This is a genomic window from Paenibacillus sp. 10L310 (assembly GCF_056395745.1).
This window is the reverse complement of sequence record NZ_JBFTKC010000018.1, coordinates 79,460-99,288: the sequence shown is the minus strand read 5'-3', so window position 1 is coordinate 99,288 and position 19,829 is coordinate 79,460. Positions and strand designations below refer to the sequence as shown.

Here is a 19,829-nt window from a genome sequence, read left to right as displayed (position 1 = left end):
TTCACAGGAGGAATTGCAATGTTGAAACGTATATTAGTTGCTGTTGATGGTTCGGATCATGCGCATAAGGCTTTGGAGCAAGCACTGATCCTGGCTGAAGATATGAAACATCCCGCAAGTCTGTTGATCGTGCATGTGAATCCGGCTATCTCTATCAATGAACCTGCATTGGGTGTTGATCTGGAAGCTCGGATTGCCGAAGAAGGGCAACATATTATAGAACCTGTGACTAATCAGTTGTCCGGGCGTGACATTGCATATGAAACACTACTGATTGCAGGTGATCCCGTTAATGAGATCTGCCGTGTGGCGCGTGAACGAGATTGTGGAATGATTGTGATGGGTACAGGCGGGAAAGGCATGCTCGCAGAGATGATCGTGGGCAGTGTCAGTCATGGCGTGTTAAAACATGCAGAATGCCCCGTCCTGACGGTTAAATAGGTTGTGAAATCCTTTATAATGCAATAGCTCAAGATCGCCACAATGGCTCATCAGGTACGTTACAAGCTATGATTGCCGAATACCGTAGTGGGTTGATGGCACGGAAATAGTGTATAAATAGATTATATAAATTAAACTGAACTTTTACATGAGACAGCGATTGGTGGGTTGTTCTGTCATCGAAGTGGCAGTGTAATATTCTTTTCTCTAGTTCAATAGGTTCTAAAAGGATGGAGGATGCAGCATATGAAAAAACAACATCTGTTTATCGGTGGCAAACCCACCGAATCCGTAGATTATAAAACACTTCAAGCACCATACTCCGGGGAAACGCTCGCAGAAGTCTCGTCGGCTTCAGCCGAGGAAGCGGAGGCTGCTATTGCAGCTGCCGTTCAGGCTGGGAAGGCAATGCGCCAGATGCCTGCACATCAGCGTGCAGATATTCTGTACAAGTTGTCCTCCATGCTCGAAGAACGCAAGGAAGAAGCAGCGCGAATAATAGCGCTTGAAGCGGCGAAGCCGATTACCGCAGCGCTGGCCGAGGTTGACCGGACGGTGGAAACGTATCGTTTTGCCGCTGAGGAAGCCAAGCGACTGACCGGAGAGACGGTTCCGATGGGTGCAGCCAAAGGTGGAGAAGGACGTATCGGTTACACGATGCGGCAACCTCTAGGTGTCATCGGTGCGATTACACCGTTTAATTTTCCAATGAATCTGGTAGCCCACAAGGTAGGTCCAGCGCTGGCAGCAGGCAATACGATTGTTCTCAAACCTGCGGAGCAGACGCCTCTGTCTTCCTATTACATCGCTAATCTGCTTCAGGAAGCCGGATTGCCGGATGGTGCACTGAACGTGGTGAGCGGTGATGGCAAAACCATTGGTGATGTGCTTGTGGAGCACCCCCGTGTTGCTCACATTACGTTTACAGGCAGTCCAGCGGTAGGCACGAGCATTCGTAGCAAAGCAGGACTCAAACGCGTGACACTGGAGCTTGGGTCGAATGCAGCGGTCATTGTGGATAAGGACGCAGACCTGGACAAAGTGGTTCCTCGATGTGTGACGGGAGCTTTCACGTATCAGGGACAGGTATGTATCTCGCTACAGCGAATCTACGTACATCGTGACATCTCGGAAGAATTCATCCGGCGTTTTGCTGAAGCGGCTAAACAAGTGGTGGTCGGAGACCCACTGAGCCCGGATACGGTGGTCTCTGCGCTGATTACCTCCAAGGATGTACAGCGTACACTCGACTGGATTGAAGAAGCCAAACAGGCAGGGGCTGAGGTGGCAGCAGGCGGTCAAGCTGAAGGAGGCATTCTTCGTCCAACGGTATTGATTAACGTTCCGCGTGATGCCAAGGTATCCTGTCAGGAAGTGTTTGCACCCATCGTTGTGATCAATACGGTAGATTCCGTTGAAGAGGGTATTGAACATGTTAACGATTCGATATACGGGCTTCAGGCAGGCGTATTTACAAACGATATCCATACCGCCCTCCAAGCTGTCGATCAGATTGAAGCAGGCGGAGTTATGATTAATGATATTCCGACGTTCCGAGTGGATCACATGCCCTATGGTGGGGTGAAACAGAGTGGTATCGGACGTGAAGGTGTAAAATATGCTGTAGAGGAAATGACGGAATTGAAATTTGTTATGTTTAACAAAGGGTGATTCTCTTCCATTATTTTACTCAATATACCGTATGCCAATGAAAACATAACCACACACTCCTGTGCCAGAATAATGGCACAGGTTTTTTTATATGAAGATCATGGAAAAAGTTTTCAAAAATACATGCGGATTCTTCGCCGACTGCGGGTTCACATCTGATGAGACGGGTATAACATAGTTAACATACCGCAACATAACTGACCAAACGCCGCTCATATCACCGAAGCATGATGTACCCATCCAGAGCACGAGCGGAATGAAGCGGTACAGCATTGCCGAAAGTCTTATATTCTCTCATTATTCAAATACAATGCAGTATGAATTAAGCCTGAACTCTGGAGTTGCAGGACAGGCAGGAGGTGTATTCAAATGGCATATTCCATGGTTGACGTATCGGGAATGTCAGGCGTAAGTCTGAACGAACTGAGCCAGTATGCGGAGACAGGTCTTCTGAATCCGGCTTTTGGGGATATAGATGAGGACATCTATTATGAAAAGCAGGAATTGCTGAGACTCCAGCAAATCCTTTTCTGTAAGGAAGTAGGTATGAAGGAGAATGAGATTGCCCCGATGCTCCGGGATAATCCTCAGGATGTCATACGCATCATGAAGCAGCATCGCATTGATATTCTGGAGAAGGCACTCCGTCTGCATGGATTGATTCAGACACTGGACAAAACGATCTCTCATTTGCAAGGTGAACAGGAAATTGATGAACATGATCTTTATATCGGTTTTGTAAATAAGGGGCGTCACCAGTTGCTGAATGAATCGGGTTCTGAAGCTGTAGTCACTAATGATATGAACCATGTGCAGACAGACGATGCTCAGAGGTCCGACATCCAATCTTCCAATTCATCCACATTACCTGAAAATCAGGAGATGAAGTCAAAAGAAGATTATCTGGATTCCCAGGCGAAAATTGATCAAGTTCATCTGGACTTGCAACAGGCCATTGAGGACGGATTGGAGCCCGGTAGTGCAAAAGTACAACAGATTATTGGCAGGCATCTTGAATGGATCAAAGGTTATTATACACCCACCGCTGAGATCTATCGGGATTTGGCCAATCTGTATGTAGAGCATAAAAATTTCCGTCAGATGTATGATGGTTACCACCCGAGGCTGGCTGAATTCCTGCGGGATGGGATGATGATTAAAGCGGAACATGAATTATCCTAGATGCATAAAGTAACATGGGCGAGCAAGAACATGGGTGTGAATCATAATGGATAACAAAGAGCGCAGACCTCTGAGAGGACTGCGCTCTTTGTTATTACGGGTTCTTCATCATCGTGTGTGATGAGACTCCGATCACCTTATTCATCATTTCCTAAAGGGGTATGGTTGCCTCCAACTGCTCTGTGAGCAGGCTTACGGCTTTCTCCAGGAAGACGCGGTCTTCGTCGTCAAAACGGTTTTTGATCGGGCTGTCGATATCCAGCACCCCGTACAGTTCGCCGTTTTTGATAATAGGTACGACAATCTCACTGTTCGATGCTGCATCACAGGCAATGTGGCCTGGGAAGGCATGAACATCATCAACGACCAGGGTACGTTTTTCCGCAGCAGATGTGCCGCATACACCACGTCCCAATGGAATTCGGATACAGGCAGGCAGTCCTTGGAATGGCCCGAGAACCAGTTCTTTTCCATCATACAGATAGAAGCCGACCCAATTGGTGTCGGTCATAAATACATTGAGCAGCGCAGCAGCGTTGGCCAGATTGGCAATCGCACTAGGTTCATCGCGGATCAGAGCACTTAACTGTCCCAGGACGGCGGTGTGCTGCTCACTTCGTGTTCCTTCATAGGAAACAGCTTGAAACATGGTAAATCACCCTCCCGAGCAAAATGGTACTTATTTTCAAGATAGTGCAGAGGATGCGGTTAGTCAAGCGGAGGATTTCGGAAAGGGAAGGGAATACCTGAAGAATCCTCCTGTTTCTCAGCTTCTTACGTGGGGTAATTACTTAGCAACCACGGAGGGCTATAACCCGGGAAGGAGCTTGGCTTATGCATGCAGAGGTACAGAATCTTTTTGTACGGATTCATCTACTATATTTCGCGCAAAATCAGGATTTGAACGTTAGCGAGGCACTGCCCCTATTGGAAGAACGGGGATATCGCGTTGGAGAGCGGGAGATCAAGCAGGAGCTTGAACACCTGACACAGGAGAATTTCCTGACCGCCCACGGGGACCAATGGAGCCTGACTGGGACTGGCATCGAAGAATTCAAGGAAATCACGGCTGTGTTTGGCCGGGTTAGCGATGAATTACTGGGGAAGGGCAAGAAAACGTCCAAAGCTTAAAATCATTAGGACAAGCCATGATTCCGTAATTCACTCAAACTTGAATTGTTCCATACGTACAATAAGACCGGGAGCGACATTGGCCCGGTTTTTTGACGTGTGTGCATGACTGAACAGTTGCCATTCGGCGCAGGTTATGATTAGATGACTAGTGAATATTATGGTCTGCGGAGATAGATCGGATCGGAGTGTCTTTATATGTATAAATGCAAAGGAAGAATTCCCGAAATGGAGACTGCGCGGCTTCGTCTGCGTAAAATGCGTCGCCGGGATGCGGCCCAGATGTTCGCATGCTGGTCAGATCGCGAGGTGACCCGTTACATGAATCTTGCACCCATGATTGGGACAAGCGAGGCGGCGGACATGATTGGACTGCTCAACCAAATGGCAGGAGAAGAGGATGCGATCCGCTGGGGGATCGAACTCAAAGAAACAGGCAAGCTCATCGGTAGCTGTGGCTTTAACACATGGCAGCTTGAAGGCGCATTCCGGGGTGAGATCGGTTATGAGCTGGGACGTGATTATTGGCGACATGGTTATATGACGGAGGCTTTCTCCGCATTGCTGCCCTTTGGATATGAGACCATGGGTCTTAATCGAATTGAAGCGCTGGTTGATCCGCGTAATCTGGCTTCCGGCGAGTTCCTGACAAACCGCGGCTTCACGCGTGAAGGATTGCTGCGACAGGTGCAACATACGTCCACTGGATACAAGGATATGGTGATGTATTCCATGTTGTATGATGAGTTTCTTCGTAAGAAAGGTAAATAAAAGAGACAATATATAATTGCTTTTAAATTTACACGTAAACGAAGAAACAGAACAAAGCTGGAGAAGCGAAGCGATCGCCTTTAAAGCTTTCTGAAAGAAAGCTACATCGGAAGCATACGCTATCAACGGATTTCTCCTTTAGAGAGGAGAAGAAAAAATCTGGGGATAACAGCGATTGGAAGCTTGTTCTGGTTCGTAGTAGAGGTGTAAATTAACGTACCAATTATATAGAGAATGAAGAGAGAAGGGTTTGTGTGAATGCAACCGGAGGTTTGAAGCGCAGTTTCATCTTGACGGGGCTGTTGCTCGCGACATTTCTGTCAGCGATTGAAGGCACCGTAATTGGTCCGGCAGGGCCGACCATTGTCAGTGAGCTGGGGAGTGTACAGCTGCTGAGCTGGATTTTCACCGCATACCTGTTGACGATGGCTGTGAGTACGCCCATTTTCGGTAAAATCAGTGACTTGTATGGACGAAAGCCTGTATTTCTGATTGGCTGTGCGTTATTTTTACTGGGTTCACTCTTGTGCTGTCTTTCGCAGAACATGGAGCAATTGATTATTTTCCGTGCTATTCAAGGGATTGGTGCGGGTGCGGTAGTTCCTGTTACATTTACGATTATTGGGGACATCTACGCCATTGAAGAACGTGGCAAAATCCAGGGATGGATTAGCTCCGTGTGGGGCATTTCCTCTCTGGCGGGACCGCTGCTTGGCGGTTATTTTGTAGATAATCTCGGCTGGCAGTGGATCTTTGGTTTTAATGTGCCGTTTGGTCTGCTCGCGATGTGGTTTGTATTTCGTTATCTGAAGGAAGATATCTCTCCACGTACAGCCAAAATTGACTATGTCGGTGCGCTGACCTTCACGGTGGGCATTACCGCATTGTTATTTGTCCTGTCGGCGGGTGGGCAGTATTATGCCTGGAGTTCTCCGTTGATTGTTGTGCTGAGTGTGGTCGCCGCTCTGTTTATCATTTTATTTTTCGTGGTGGAAAAAAGAGCTCAGGCTCCAATGGTTCCACTACATCTGTTCCGAATTCGGGACATCCGTGTGGCGAATATCGCCGGATTACTGACCAGTACTCTGATGATCGGCCTGACCAGTTATTTGCCGCTCTGGGTGCAGGGGGTTCGGGGAGGTAATGCGACGGAATCCGGGCTGTTGCTCGCGCCGATGTCGGTGGGTTGGCTCATTGGTAGTGTGATGGCAGGCCGTCTATTGATGAAAATTGGATCACGTATGACCGCATTGATTGGGTTAACCGGTATTGCGATCGGATCGGGTGGACTCTTTCTGGTGGGCGGGACATCTCCACAGGCTGTACTATTTGTATTGACCTTTATTTATGGTCTCGGCTTCGGATTTGCGTTTACAATCTTCACCATTATTGCGCAGTCGTCTGTAGGGTATAAGGAACGTGGTTCCTCTACGGCACTGCATACGTTCATGCGTACGTTGGGACAGACGATTGGTGCAGCGGCTTTTGGTACCTGGTTGAACTATCGGATCTCCACGTTATCCAGTGAGCAGAATCTGGCGGAAGCCGGAATTTCGGAAAATGATCTGAACGAGCTTCTCGCTCCACATACGGATGCTGCCCTATCGGATGACAAATGGGCGCTACTGCGTAACGTTCTGGAAGGAAGCTTGCATTCCTTGTTTGTGATTATGTTTGTCATTGCATTGGTCTCGTGGGTAACGACGCTTGCTTTACGCAAACGTTTAATTGTACCCGAAGATGCAGATGCTCCACCGCAGCCACAAGGCTCAAAGTAAAAAGAAGATATGTATACGAAAAACCGGATTCGCCGATGTCAGGCAAATCCGGTTATTTTTGTTGGCACATGTGCAGTGGACTAGAGTGTATCTTCAAACTCAGGCAAGTGATACGTTGGGGGATGTCCGGGTCTAAAGCATTTTGAAGTACAGGCTGGCTGATCCTGGTGAATCGTCCAGACGAATTTCTAAGGAACGGAGGACGTCTTATTTGACCTTCTGCTCCTCTTTCTCAATTGTAAGGAACATGAGACAACTTATTTCCCGAAATCACCTGAAAAACACGTTGTAAACGGCTGTTTATTCAAAGATAGCGTGTGTCAGATTCCTTAAAATGCTGCGAGCGCTTCAAACCCCTGAATAAGACGTCACAGGTTCGTTAGCGTTAGCGCTCCCGCTCCATATCTGCTCCAGAACATTCAGTTACGCTCCCGCTTTCGACAGGTTTTAAGATACGCTCTAGCTGCTCGCTGATAAACGGTCTGCGGAATGTGCAAGCCTTCCCAAGAGTTCGGACAGCAATTCCTTGTCTTCCTCACTTAGTCCACTTACCGCCCGATCAATCTTCAACGCATAGCCTGGATAGATGTCATCCATGGTGCGCTGTCCTTCTTCGGTCAGTTCCACAAAGATGATACGTCTGTCTTGCGGACAATGTTTGCGGTGTAACAATCCTTTTTGCTCCAGCTTATCGATCACATAGGTCACATTACCACTTTGCAGCAGAAGTTGTGCGCCAACCTGTTGAATCGGCTGAGCTCCTTTCATATATAACACTTCGAGCACCCCGTATGCGGTGGGGTTGAAGCCATGCACTTTGCTTCCGGATACAGCGTGTTCATTCACGCTCTTGAATGTCTGGGCCAAGGTGCGGTACAGATGAAGTGAACGTTCGGTTCCGATTTCTTGTAATTCCAGCATGCTGATCCCGCCTTTTCAGATTAGTTTTATAAGTTGAAATGATGAAGAGGGGTCCTCTCCGTTATGCTGTTCATGTAAAAGAGTATTTCAACTTATATGAGTTGGTTAGTTATGTTTGACGATTCAGGTTGTCGCCATAGTTTAATTGTAAACTTCTATTTCTACGAAAAACATGCGATATGTCACAAGATTTGCATTTTTAGCATTTAAAATTTGATCATTCGTCATGCTGAAAAATTATCCTTCAGATGTCGCTTTTTCTCCGCCTCTGGCAGGAGGTCGAGTCAAGGGCTGCTCTATATAATGAGTTCATACTATGAATTGGAATATAATGGAGGAGAAGAAGGATGACAAGTGATTTAACGTTTGAAGGACAACGACCGCTGAAGAATAACCGATCTTTTGTAACATTGATGGTGGCACAGGCCATTTCCAATCTGGGTGATTGGCTGCATCTGCTCGCAATTCTGACCCTCGTGGGTATCCGCTGGAATGCAACGCCATGGGAGATTACATTTGTCACACTTTCCGCAGCACTACCCATTCTGTTGACAGGGCCATTCGCAGGCACGCTTGCAGATCGCCTGAACCGAAAATGGCTGATGATTGTAGCCGATGGTGCACGGATCATCATCGTGGGTGCGTTAATTTTTGCTGATCAGATCTGGCACGTCTACATACTGCTTGTCCTCAAATCCCTGTTTGATGTAATCTTCTCTCCGGCCAAAAACGGAAAGCTGAAGGAAATTGTACCTCGCGAACACCTTGCCCAAGCTGTATCCATCAGCTCGGTGATTGAACAGATGTCCAAAATTATTGGTCCGGCGCTTGGCGGACTTTTGGTAGCCGCCTTTGGAATTACCTGGTGTTTTGTTCTCGATTCAGCGTCTTTTCTTATCTCCGGCATCATTTTATTGTGGATTCCTGGAACTCGGGTGATCCAAACCGCAATTCATAACGTAACAGAAGTAGAGGAAGAGACAGCTGGGGATGTTCGCAACCGCTCAAAAGGCTCTTTTTGGAAAGAAACACTTGAGGGTATCCGCATGCTCGCATCTCTCCCTCATGTAGGAACGTCTCTGATCTTGCTTGCTTCAGCCATACTTTTTCTGCAATTTGCCGATTCACAGACTGTGGTGTTATTCAGACAACTTCCCGGAATTTCAACTGATCTGCTGGGATGGTGCGTGGCAGCAAGTGGCGCAGGTACATTAATTGCAGCGATGAGTGTACGGAAGTGGAAGCATGCAGGGCATGTTTTGAAAATGGGTCTGGGTACCACACTTATGGGTCTGGTTATCGGCGGAGCCGGAGTTATTGTTGGGATTTGGCCGCACGCCGGGCTAGGTGCCAATCTGTTGTTAGTATCCCTCTTTGCCCTGGCAGGTGTCGGAATTGGGTTTGCGATTGTCCCCTTTCAGATCCTGTTGCAGGAACAAACACCTGAGGCGATGACAGGCAGGGTATTTGGAACGGTAGGCAGCGTGATGACAGCCAGTAATATTATGGGCCCGGTGGTAGGCGGATTTATGGTCACCTCATTTGGTGTAGTGCCGGCTTTTGTCTGTTCAGGCATTTTGCTGACCCTGCTTGGTTTGATTTATTTGATGAAACGTAGCGGGGAAAAAGCCGATTTGACTGGCTCCATTGAAGCCAAGACCATGATTGCAGGCGACTGAAAACAGGCCGGATCTGCTCAGGTTAGAACAGTTGAAATGAAGGTTTGAATTTACTTCAAATTTTAAGTTTATGATTATAAAGCGTTTGAGTAAACGCCTTCACGTTTAATGAGGAACAGGCAGAAATCCCTGTATTCTAATTATTCCTAGGGGAAAACTCATATGCCTTGTCCCACCAACGCATTAGCGGAAAGGGGGTGAAGCAACTTGAATGTAAAGTTACCAAAATCGATTGTGCGTCTTGGAAGCATACCACTGGCTATACTTGCCGGGACTTTGATGCTGGGGTTTGGATCATCACATGTATACGCAGACGAGGCTCAGGTATCTTCTGAAAAACCTTCCAGCGGATTGTCGCTCAGTTTGTTTTCACGTGATTCGGATGGCGGGTTGAACCTGACTCCGTCAGTATCGGTATCCACACCACTGCTGGATGTTGAAGTTCCGTCGATCAAAGGAAATGAATCGACAGGTAAGCTGAGTGTATCTGAGCTGAAAGTAGATACACCGCTTGGATCGGCCGGAACATCAGAGATTGGGATTGATGCGAAGAAGGGAACCGTCGAACTGCCGTCTGTACAGGCGGATACACCGGTGATCAAAGCCGATGTATCAAGCAGTCAGGTGAACCTCAACGAAGGTACAGCTTCCTTGCCTGGCGTTACCGCAGAGGTACCCGAGGTGATCAAGGCAGAGACGTCTGCTGTGAAAACAGATCTTCGGCAGGGTAAGGTTGAATTGCCTTCCGTGAAGGTGGATGTACCTGAAGTTACTTCGGTCAATATCTCTTCATCCCGTGTGGATCTGAGTAAGGGATATGTACAGTTGCCTTCTGTGAAAGCAGAAGTTCCAGTTGTAGACGTATCCGCTGAACTCAATCCTGATCAGGAAAAGGTGGAGATTCCAAGTGTGAAGCCGGAACCGCCTGTAGTCACTCCGGAAAAGCCGACGCTCGTCAAAACACCGAATGTTGAAACTTCCAATACGAGTGCGCTCGCAAATCCTGTCTCATCTCAGAACAACGAGGAAGGACAAGACGCAGTACAGGTTACGGGCAAAGTGATTGAAGTCGCCTCGGAACCAGAAGTACGTCCAGAACAACCTGTTGTCCCGCAGGCATTGCCTGTGGAAGTAACCGATCTGACGCAGGATTCCGATGTTAATGCAGGTTTTCCCGATAACGAGTTATTCCTCGTAGATCAGACAGCTGCTAAACCAGCTGTCACTGAACAAGTGCAGAGTAACCAGGAAGCCAATCTGAAACAAGATGATGTCGATGCAACATCTCCATTGCAGCCTCGCACAGAACGACCAACCAGTTGGTCTGTTGCAGCAACTTCTCCCGGAGCAGCTAATGCTTCCGCCGGGACAAGCTCCGGTTCGTCCGGTGTAACTGGAGGTGGAGCAACCGCTCCAGCCGCTGCACTTCCGGGAGCAACAACGGGTCTGGTTACGCCAGATTACGATTTTGCCTTCCGAATGGAACGGCTCGATGGGTTCAGTCAATGGTCACAGGCACCGCCGGGGCGGCCGCCGCAATATACCTCTTTCTCTTAGGCAACAATGGCGTTAATTCAACCAAAATTGAGAAGGAGTGTATATAATCATGAAAAAAGTGAATCGTTGGGTAAAATTGTCGGTATTGTCGGGTACTTTGGTAGCTGGATTGCTGGGAGCTTCGCAGGTAACTTATGCAGATAGCTATAGCAATAACAGCAGTGGCAATCTGGATCTAAATGCAGGTTTGCGCCTGGAACTGGGATCTCTTCTGTCAGGACACCGTGACACAGGTTACGGAAACCATGGTAGCTACGGAGGTTCATCCAGTGCAACTGGAGCATTGAATTTGGATCTTGGCCTTAATGCCGGCTTATCCTCAGAGAGCATAAACCGATACAATGATCGTTCTTCCAATCACACTGCTGAGCGTAACAGTTCTGGCACGCTGGGCCTTGGCCTGAATGCCAATGTGTCGGGAGAAGGTACAACGATGAGCGACTATTCACGAGGCGGCGATGATCGGAACGTAAACAGCAGCTATGCGAGTGAAAGTCGTGGAGCGCTGGATCTCGGTCTGAACGTGAATGCCGAAGGTGAGAGTGCAACATGGACTCAATCTGAACGCAATAACAGCGTGAAAGACAGCGAGCGTAACACGAACAGCAGCTATGCGAGTGAAAGCCGTGGCGCACTGGATCTCGGTCTGAATGCAAAAGTCGAAGGAGAGAGTGCAACGATGACTCAATCTGAACGCAGCAACAGCGTGAATGACCGTGAGCGTAACGTAAACAACAGCTACGCGAGTGAAAGCCGTGGAGCACTGGGTCTTGGTCTGAACGCAAAAGCAGAAGGAGAGAGTGCGACATGGACTCAATCTGAACGCAGCAACAGCGTGAAAGACAGAGAGCGTAACACGAACAGCAGCTATGCGAGCGAAAGCCGCGGTGTACTAGATCTGGGTCTGAACGCGAAAGCAGAAGGAGATAGTGCGACATGGACTCAATCCGAACGCAACAATAGCGTGAATGACCGTGAGCGTAACGTAAACAGTAGCATTGCGAGCGAAAGCCGTGGAGCACTGGATCTAGGTCTTAACGCAAAAGCAGAAGGAGAGAGTGCAACGATGGCTCAATCTGAACGCACTAACAGCGTGAAAGACGGCGAGCGTAACACGAACAGTAGCACTGCGAGCGAAAGCCGTGGCGCACTGGATCTCGGTCTGAACGTGAATGCCGAAGGAGAGAGTGCAACGATGGCTCAATCTGAACGCAACAACAGTGTGAATGACAGTGAGCGTACCGACAGCAGCAGCTATGCGAGCGAAAGCCGCGGAGCACTGGATCTGGGGCTGAACGCCAAAGCCGAAGGAGAGAGTGCGACATGGACTCAATCCGAACGCAACAATAGCGTGAATGACCGTGAGCGTAACGTAAACAGTAGCACTGCGAGCGAAAGCCGCGGCGCACTGGATCTGAACGTGGATGCAGATGCAGAGAATGAAACTACTCTTGTGGTGGAGACAAATCGGTAATATGAGATTTTCATTGTAATATGAAGAAGCAGGGGCTCCGGAACCCCTGCTTCTTTTTTATTATAAAATTTGAAATAATATGCAAATAGACAAAAGTTTCAGTGTTATTGTTATAACAGTTGAATGGTACAACTAGTGGGGATTAATGAATGAATAGGGTGAGTGAGATGGAACGAAAAGTAACTAAATTCGGTAATAGTCTTGGATTAAAAATGACGGATGCCTTCAAACAAATTGGTCTTGAGCAAGGCGATATGGTTCAAATCGAAGTAAATCAGTCCAATGGGGAGATTATTATTAAAAAGTCTGCAAAAGTTAATTTGCCTAACGGAATCAGTAGTGATTTTATGGATACATTGGCTGATGTGATGGGTGAATATGATCAAACCTTGAAAGGTCTCAAGGACAGATGATCATGACCCGGTATTTGAGTATTCAAGAGGTTATTGCGATCAACGTCGCTATGATTAAGCGTTACAGTCCTGGAGAGCAGATTGGAGTTAAAGATTCTGATCTGCTTGAATCTGCGGTTGTAAGAGCACAATCACCAGCTTTTGGTAACGAAGCCTACCCATCTATATAGAAATGCTCAAAATGATCAAACACACAGCCCGCAACTCGATTACAATAAAACATAAAGAATGAAATAAACACCTGATCAGAACAGGGAGTGAATGATATGGAAACGGAATATAAAAGCACGGAAGTACAGGAGTCCATATTGGACGTACATATTACAGAGGCAGGATACGAGCCGGGACAATCAACCATACGCAATATTCGAATGAATGTGGCGCGAGGAGAACTGGTGGGTATTATCGGACCCAATGGTGCGGGCAAAAGTACCACAATCAAAACGCTTCTTGGTCTGCTGGAACATGCGAACTATGAAGTGACGATTGGGGGAGATGGTCGTTATGCCTATATCCCGGAGCAACCGGTTTTTTATGAATATATGACACTATGGGAACATCTTGATCTGGCCGCAGCGGCGTATGAAATGGAGGAAGAAGCTTTTGTTGCCCGAGCGGAGGAACTGTTGGTTCGTTTCGGTATGGACCACGTTCGGAATGATCTTCCAGCCAGTTTCTCAAAGGGCATGCGGCAGAAAATGATGTTGATGATCGGATTTCTGTCTTCGCCGGATATTTATATTGTGGACGAGCCGTTCATCGGACTGGACCCTCGTGCAACCAAGGATTTTCTAAAATTACTTGATGATGAACGTCGCCGCGGCGCGGGTGTGCTTATGTCTACGCATGTACTGGATACCGCTGAACGAATCTGCGACCGGTTTATTCTGATTGCTTCGGGCAGATCTGCTGCCGAGGGAACATTGGATGAGATCCGTGAAGTGGCAGGATTGCCGGAAGCCTCTTTGTTTGACTGTTTTGATGTACTGACGTCTTAGATAGAGAGAGGGTGAGAGAGAATGGAAACTTCCCAGCGTTATACCCCACTTCGTTTATACAGACGAAGACGCAAAGAGCATTTCAAGGAACAGATGAAAAATCTCAGACTCGTCGTGGATTGGACAGTGTGGGTATACCTGCTTGTTCCGGGTCTGCTCTATCTGATTGGATGGTACACGAGTCTGTGGACCAAACCGCTGCCTGCATGGGCGACAGGATTACCGCTCCCCGTACTGACTGGGCTGATCGACGTGGTTATGCTTACCGGTGGTGTGTTGATATTTGTGGAGGAAGCGGATGTATTGTTTTTGAAATCAAGACCGTTGTGGATGCGAACGCTAATGAGGCAAGGGCTCTACCGGTCCTGTCTGCAACATCTGGGCAAAATGATCCTGATTACAGCGCTGACAGCACCCCTGTGGTCCCGTGTCTATGAGATGTCGAATCTCCAGATTGCACTTATGGCTGTCTGGTTTGGTGCGGTAGCTTCATTCCAAGCCATAACACTACATATGACGAAGGTTCGACATACTGGATGGCGACGCTGGATTCAGATGATCCCTCTCGTCATTGGCATAGGTTACATGACCATTCATGCGACATCATGGATGCATGGACAGACGTGGAAAATCAGTTTTGGAATCGTAATTATCATGCTTCTTCTAATTACAGTTGGACAGATGAGGCTATTGATGAAGGGAACGTTTGAAGGGGATGTGCGGGAGGATCTGCGGAGCAGGCTGCAGCTTACAGCTCTAATGTTAAGCCGGGCGGTGAGCAAGCCGAAAGCCCCACGAACACGGTCCATCATCTTCCGTAAACCGCGTAAACTGTTACGTAATCGTTCCATCGCGAATCGGACAGCGGAGATTGCATTCAAGGCATTTTTCCGAAACTCGGCCACGATGAAATTGTATCTGCAGCTTGGCGGACTATCCATCGCAGCAGTTGCATTACCACCTTTTCCGGTCAATGTCATTGTGTGTGCGTTATTAATCATCATGTTGACGGTGATGTTTTATCGTTCCTGGGATGTTTTTGCCACGTCCGACTATGTTCAGCTTATAACGTATGACACGGAGGCGCTGCATCTTGCAGGTTCAATGATGGTTCGGATGTTGTTCATCCCGATTGGTATTCTTATGGGATTCACGCTGGGGTTGGCCTGGCTCGGCTGGATCGTCGGTATTCTGACAGCTGCAGGTGCGGTGGCCTTCGGACTCTGTGTCTTATCTATTGCCGGATGGGTCCGGCTGACCCGGGGCTAAAGGAATTCCTTTCTAATTCGGAGCATATCGTGCGCTATAACTGACCATGCTATAGAAGAAGAATCTCATCTATGGATGATGAGAGATTAGCTGTAGCAAGGAGGAAGAGACGATGATGGATAATAGCGAACTACAGGTGCACTTCTCAGACGATTCAGCGTTGAATGCCGCCAGGGCAACCTTGGAGGAGTTGGGATATAAGCCGTATCAGTCCGGGCCGCTGGAACTGTACATCCCTACAGATCGCCAAGATCCTCAGTCTGCCGTAGAGATTGTACAATCTCATGGAGGAAGTGCCGTATTTGCCTCGCAAACGGAAGAGCTGGATCAGTTTCAGAATATATCGATTCCGGCTCATCTCGTGAATGAAGACTGGAATGAGGGTTATGCGAGCCAAAACCAGGGAAGCCAGACGGAGCAAGGCAGACATAACTATAGCGATGACCCAACATACGATGATTCGGCTGATGGATTCTCAGGCAGTGTGAAAGCATAGAAGCATCACAAGCTAAGAGCAGTTCGAGCCAATTTTTCTAAAATGGAACAATGCCCAAAAACCCCGATCGTCCACAATAGTGGATATCGGGGTTTTTGGCATCTGAGCTAATTCATTATCGGGTTAAAAGGTGTAATACACTATTATGATGTAACGTGTTTATATTCAGCCGCATGCATGCCAGCCGTATATCCCGTGGAGAATGCAGCGGTGATATTATACCCTCCGGTGTAGCCGTGAATATCCAAAACTTCACCGCAAAAGAATAGTCCAGGCAGCAGCTTGGATTCCATTGTTTTTGGGTATATCTCCTTTAAGTGGATTCCTCCCCCAGTAACAAAGGCTTCTTTGAGCGATCTTGTTCCGTCTGCACGGAAGGTAAAAGCTTTCATTAGCCCACACAAGTTGCTTAACATACCTTTGGGGAAATGGTGGAACGTGAGGTCATCGCTGATCTCTGCCCGTTTCATCATTAAGGGAATCATACGTTCAGGAACCCATGTTTTTAAAATATTTTTGACAGCTTTGCGGGACTCTTGTTCCAATACTTGTTGCACCTGTGCTTCTAATGCACCTAAGGACAGTTCCGGGAACAGATCAATGCTCATAATGACCTGTGGGTTTCCAGACTTCATCTGAACCTTGCGGATAAATTGGCTGCAGCGCAGTGCAACCGGTCCTGACACGCCAAAATGCGTGAAGATCATATCCCCGCGATGAGAGATGACTGTTTTTCCTTTGGCATCTACTACGGATAGAGCGATATCCCTTAAAGACAAACCTTGCAGTTCTTTAGACTGAATCCAACTCTCTCCAGACACAATGGGCACTTCGGTCGGATATAACTCCGTTATCGTGTGACCCGCAGCCTCAGCCCAAGGATAACCATCTCCGGTAGATCCCGTTTGGGGTACGGACTTGCCGCCGGTAGCGATGATGACAGAGCGCCCAAGAATGGTTTTACCGGATATCAATTTAACACCTTGTATCTGCTGACCATTCTGAATAATTTCCTTGACCGGTTCTTTGGTGCGAATCTCAACGCCGAGGGAGACAATTTTGCCAACCAGCGCATCCACAACTGTTTTCGCTTTATCGGTTACAGGGAACATTCTGCCGTTGTCTTCTTCTTTCAGGGCAATTCCGAGATTCTCGAAGAAACGCATGATTCCCTGGTTGTCCAAATTTTGAAACGAACTATATAAAAAGCGTCCATTACCCGGAATATGTCGGATGAGTTCATCCGTTTCCTTGGCATTGGTTACATTGCATCGACCTCCGCCAGAGATGCCGAGTTTACGACCCAGTTGATCTCCTTTATCCAGCAGAAGCACGGAGGCTCCATGCTCGGCAGCAGCAACGCAAGCCATCAGGCCCGCAGATCCACCACCAATTACAATGACATCATACATATGTTATTACCCTCTTTTTTCATTGATTTTGTCTGTTTTACGAAAAATGTGTCTACTCCTGGCTTTTTCTGAAATATAATGGAGTTATGAGCAGTTCTATTGCGCAGTCTTAAGGGATATATTGTAATATACTGTCGCCTATGTTTTAATCAGAAATACATGAGGGAATGTGCAGGCAGAGGAGGAGATGGCATTGTGGTTGCGTTAAAGGACATGCTTTTACAAGTACTGCTGGCAGGGTCGGCGGTATTTCTGATTCCCTTATTCCGCCTGGTACTCTCCAAGCGGGCTATTGCCAGAATGGAACATGCCGGAACTGTTCATACCAGTTTTGCTGTGACAAGTGCCCTGAGCATGTTATTGTGTCTGCTGTTTGCGCTCTATGCAAGCCCGGTGGCCGTACCCATATCATTAAGCATCGTACCTGTGATACTTGTTATTTTGTATTGTAAGTCCGCTATTGGCGTAACGCTGTCCATTCTACATATTCTCTTCTATTTTCTTTTTGCGCATCCCTATGATCTGTACGGATTTCTCCTTCATACGGGCATTCTTCTCTATCCTATTGTATGGTTGTCTGCCAAACGATTCAAGCATAATACACCTTCACGCAAAATGGCGATCCTCATCATCCTGATTACAATGGAACTGATTGTAACGAGTCTGTTATGGATCGCATCCCTCCAGAATGAATCCACATACTCTGCGACCTACATGATACTTACAGCACTTGGATATACCGCTGGAGCCATTGTTGCGGGCAGTCTGAGTCTGCTATGGCTGGAACGGATGAAACACTATCGCGGGCTGGAGCAGCATCTCTCGGAAGTCCACCAGCGATACATAGCCGAAACGGAGAAACTTCATCAGATTCTGAACGCAGTGCCTCTCTCCATTGCCACCGTAGATAAACAAGGCACAGTGATGTTTGTCAATGAGATGATGGAGCAAACGGCAAGGGAGCAGCTACCTTGTACCTCCACGCCTGATCTCATTGGACAGCCTGCCAGTCAATTTGTTGAACAAGGTCAGGCGGACAAGATGGATAAAAGCATTCGCAGAGCCGTCGTTCATGGTGAGATTAGTGGGTTGACCGTTCGTTACGGTGCACACGTATTTCAATCCCGAACCGTACCGATTTATGCCTTTTCAACAGAGTCTGCGAGAGAAGTTACAGGAGCCATGCTGATCATCCAGGATATCACGGAGCTTGAGATGTTGCGAAGTGAACTGGATAATGTGGATCGTCTCAGTCTGGTGGGGCAGATGGCTGCAAGCATTACGCATGAGGTGCGTAATCCAATGGCGGTTGTACGTGGCTTTCTTCAACTCATGCAGGAAAAGAGTCCTGATTCCCTCGATCACTATTACCGGATCGTTCTGGAAGAGCTGGACCGGGCCAATAGTATCATTAATGATTTCTTGTCTTTGGCTCAGAATCGTATTGCCGAGAAAGAAGAATCCCAGCTGCACGATATCATCCATGAACTCAGTCCGTTGTTATGGGCGGATGCGAACCTGCGTGGTCAGAGTATAGAACTCATGTTGGCCCATAATGTGCCAAAGCTGCATCTCAATTCTAAGGAAATCAAACAGGTGGTGTTGAACCTGGCCCGTAACGGGATGGAAGCCATGAATGAGAAGGGTGTGCTTACGCTGGAGACGCGGATAGTGGATGATAAGGTGGAACTGTGTGTACGTGACACAGGACCTGGTTTACCCAGAGTGAAGAAGGAAAAGCTGTTTGAACCTTTCTATACGACAAAAGCCAAGGGAACCGGACTTGGATTGTCCATGTGCCTGAGTATTGTGGAACGACATAATGGAACCATTACTGTGGAATCGGAGGAAGGCCAGGGCACAACCTTCAAAGTGGCATTTGAACGTTAGTCATTCAGCATATATTGCCAGACATTGAGACATAATATTATGGAAGAAGCCTTTCCGCAGGCGGTTTCTGAATCTTGCTTTCATTGCTTATGGATGTATAATAGGAATAGCACATCATTACATCCATAATGTTCGATATGAATGTAACGTTGTTTTGGAGAGTAATTGGCCTTTAATTCTATCGAGATCATAGAACAACCATTTATAAGGAGTGAAGCCGAATGTCGATGTCATTTGATCAATACATGAAAGATATGGTTCAACCGATGCGGGATGATTTAACTCGTCTAGGAATCCAGGAGTTGCGTACTCCTGAAGAAGTGGAAGCAAGTCTTCCGGATGCAAAAGGAACAGCGCTGGTTGTCATTAACTCTGTATGCGGATGTGCCGCAGGTCAATGTCGCCCAGGTGTGTCCCAAGCACTGCAACACGATATTACACCGGATCACCTGTACACTGTATTTGCTGGTCAGGACAAAGAAGCAACTGCAAAAGCACGTGAATTCTTTGCACCGTATCCTCCATCTTCACCGTCCATCGCTCTGATGAAAGACGGCGAACTCGTTCACTTTATCGAGCGTCATCAAGTGGAAGACCGTTCTGCAGAGGATATTGCGGCTGATCTCAAAAGTGCATTTGACCGTTACTGCCGTTAATTCGCTCCAATAGAACGCCCCGCCCTTCGGATCACCGATGCCGGGGCGTTTCATTTTGGATAGATAAGGTTATTGAACCATTCGGACCTT

At 47.6% G+C, this 19,829-nt stretch carries 19 protein-coding genes; 16 read left to right on the top strand and 3 right to left on the bottom strand.

The window, feature by feature from the left end:
• Nucleotides 1–18 precede the first annotated feature (18 nt).
• The 3 genes from AC1DE7_RS26370 to AC1DE7_RS26360 all read left to right on the top strand — a co-directional run bounded on the left by AC1DE7_RS26370 (nt 19) and on the right by AC1DE7_RS26360 (nt 3,294).
• Nucleotides 19–441: a universal stress protein gene (locus tag AC1DE7_RS26370; RefSeq protein ID WP_340388864.1), complete on the top strand. Its 423-nt coding sequence runs from the start codon at nt 19–21 to the stop codon at nt 439–441.
• A 246-nt stretch (nt 442–687) separates the two neighbouring features.
• Nucleotides 688–2,112 carry an aldehyde dehydrogenase family protein gene (locus tag AC1DE7_RS26365; protein ID WP_477535509.1) on the top strand — a complete coding sequence of 475 codons (1,425 nt, stop codon included), beginning with the start codon at nt 688–690 and terminating at the stop codon, nt 2,110–2,112.
• Nucleotides 2,113–2,481: 369 nt separating this feature from the next.
• Complete coding sequence (locus AC1DE7_RS26360) at nt 2,482–3,294, top strand: MerR family transcriptional regulator (protein ID WP_477535508.1); 813 nt, start codon at nt 2,482–2,484, stop codon at nt 3,292–3,294.
• A 151-nt stretch (nt 3,295–3,445) separates the two neighbouring features.
• Here AC1DE7_RS26360 and AC1DE7_RS26355 read toward each other — a convergent pair whose 3' ends face one another.
• On the bottom strand, nt 3,446–3,943 hold the full coding sequence (locus tag AC1DE7_RS26355; protein ID WP_036614172.1) for a GAF domain-containing protein: 498 nt from the start codon (nt 3,941–3,943) through the stop codon (nt 3,446–3,448).
• A 185-nt stretch (nt 3,944–4,128) separates the two neighbouring features.
• Between AC1DE7_RS26355 and AC1DE7_RS26350 the strand changes: the two genes are divergently transcribed.
• The 3 genes from AC1DE7_RS26350 (at nt 4,129) to AC1DE7_RS26340 (ending at nt 6,974) form a co-directional block, all read left to right on the top strand.
• Complete coding sequence (locus AC1DE7_RS26350) at nt 4,129–4,425, top strand: hypothetical protein (RefSeq protein WP_036614170.1); 297 nt, start codon at nt 4,129–4,131, stop codon at nt 4,423–4,425.
• Between the two features lie 198 nt (nt 4,426–4,623).
• Nucleotides 4,624–5,196 carry a GNAT family N-acetyltransferase gene (locus tag AC1DE7_RS26345; protein ID WP_076254763.1) on the top strand — a complete coding sequence of 191 codons (573 nt, stop codon included), beginning with the start codon at nt 4,624–4,626 and terminating at the stop codon, nt 5,194–5,196.
• Between the two features lie 272 nt (nt 5,197–5,468).
• A complete protein-coding gene (locus AC1DE7_RS26340) occupies nt 5,469–6,974 on the top strand; it encodes an MDR family MFS transporter (protein ID WP_244988619.1) in 1,506 nt (501 codons plus the stop codon).
• A 459-nt stretch (nt 6,975–7,433) separates the two neighbouring features.
• Here the strand turns inward: AC1DE7_RS26340 and AC1DE7_RS26335 are convergent, their stop codons facing one another.
• Complete coding sequence (locus AC1DE7_RS26335) at nt 7,434–7,895, bottom strand: MarR family winged helix-turn-helix transcriptional regulator (protein ID WP_017690799.1); 462 nt, start codon at nt 7,893–7,895, stop codon at nt 7,434–7,436.
• Between the two features lie 347 nt (nt 7,896–8,242).
• Here AC1DE7_RS26335 and AC1DE7_RS26330 point away from each other — a divergent pair, with 347 nt between their 5' ends.
• From AC1DE7_RS26330 to AC1DE7_RS26295, 8 genes are all read left to right on the top strand, one after another.
• Nucleotides 8,243–9,574, top strand: coding sequence for an MFS transporter (locus tag AC1DE7_RS26330; protein WP_282319496.1), 1,332 nt, complete (start codon nt 8,243–8,245; stop codon nt 9,572–9,574).
• Between the two features lie 207 nt (nt 9,575–9,781).
• Nucleotides 9,782–11,131 (top strand): hypothetical protein, encoded by a 1,350-nt coding sequence (locus AC1DE7_RS26325; protein ID WP_477535507.1) that lies wholly within the window; start codon nt 9,782–9,784, stop codon nt 11,129–11,131.
• Nucleotides 11,132–11,180: 49 nt separating this feature from the next.
• Nucleotides 11,181–12,605: a hypothetical protein gene (locus tag AC1DE7_RS26320; RefSeq protein ID WP_477535506.1), complete on the top strand. Its 1,425-nt coding sequence runs from the start codon at nt 11,181–11,183 to the stop codon at nt 12,603–12,605.
• Between the two features lie 149 nt (nt 12,606–12,754).
• On the top strand, nt 12,755–13,018 hold the full coding sequence (locus tag AC1DE7_RS26315) for an AbrB/MazE/SpoVT family DNA-binding domain-containing protein (protein ID WP_315373177.1): 264 nt from the start codon (nt 12,755–12,757) through the stop codon (nt 13,016–13,018).
• A 2-nt stretch (nt 13,019–13,020) separates the two neighbouring features.
• Complete coding sequence (locus AC1DE7_RS26310; protein ID WP_315373176.1) at nt 13,021–13,188, top strand: hypothetical protein; 168 nt, start codon at nt 13,021–13,023, stop codon at nt 13,186–13,188.
• Nucleotides 13,189–13,284: 96 nt separating this feature from the next.
• Nucleotides 13,285–14,016 (top strand): ABC transporter ATP-binding protein, encoded by a 732-nt coding sequence (locus AC1DE7_RS26305; protein WP_477535505.1) that lies wholly within the window; start codon nt 13,285–13,287, stop codon nt 14,014–14,016.
• 21 nt (nt 14,017–14,037) lie between these two features.
• On the top strand, nt 14,038–15,285 hold the full coding sequence (locus tag AC1DE7_RS26300; protein WP_477535504.1) for an ABC transporter permease: 1,248 nt from the start codon (nt 14,038–14,040) through the stop codon (nt 15,283–15,285).
• 112 nt (nt 15,286–15,397) lie between these two features.
• A complete protein-coding gene (locus tag AC1DE7_RS26295) occupies nt 15,398–15,781 on the top strand; it encodes a hypothetical protein (RefSeq protein ID WP_127550857.1) in 384 nt (127 codons plus the stop codon).
• A gap of 143 nt (nt 15,782–15,924) precedes the next feature.
• On the opposite strand, the gene AC1DE7_RS26290 is transcribed toward AC1DE7_RS26295, so the two are convergent.
• The gene (locus AC1DE7_RS26290; protein WP_036668236.1) at nt 15,925–17,193 is read right to left on the bottom strand and encodes a BaiN/RdsA family NAD(P)/FAD-dependent oxidoreductase; all 1,269 of its coding nucleotides are present in this window, start codon (nt 17,191–17,193) and stop codon (nt 15,925–15,927) included.
• A gap of 213 nt (nt 17,194–17,406) precedes the next feature.
• Here AC1DE7_RS26290 and AC1DE7_RS26285 point away from each other — a divergent pair, with 213 nt between their 5' ends.
• The gene (locus AC1DE7_RS26285) at nt 17,407–19,083 is read left to right on the top strand and encodes a two-component system sensor histidine kinase NtrB (protein ID WP_477535503.1); all 1,677 of its coding nucleotides are present in this window, start codon (nt 17,407–17,409) and stop codon (nt 19,081–19,083) included.
• Between the two features lie 221 nt (nt 19,084–19,304).
• Nucleotides 19,305–19,739, top strand: a complete 435-nt coding sequence (locus AC1DE7_RS26280) for a BrxA/BrxB family bacilliredoxin (RefSeq protein ID WP_017690788.1) — start codon at nt 19,305–19,307, stop codon at nt 19,737–19,739.
• Nucleotides 19,740–19,829: the final 90 nt, after the last annotated feature.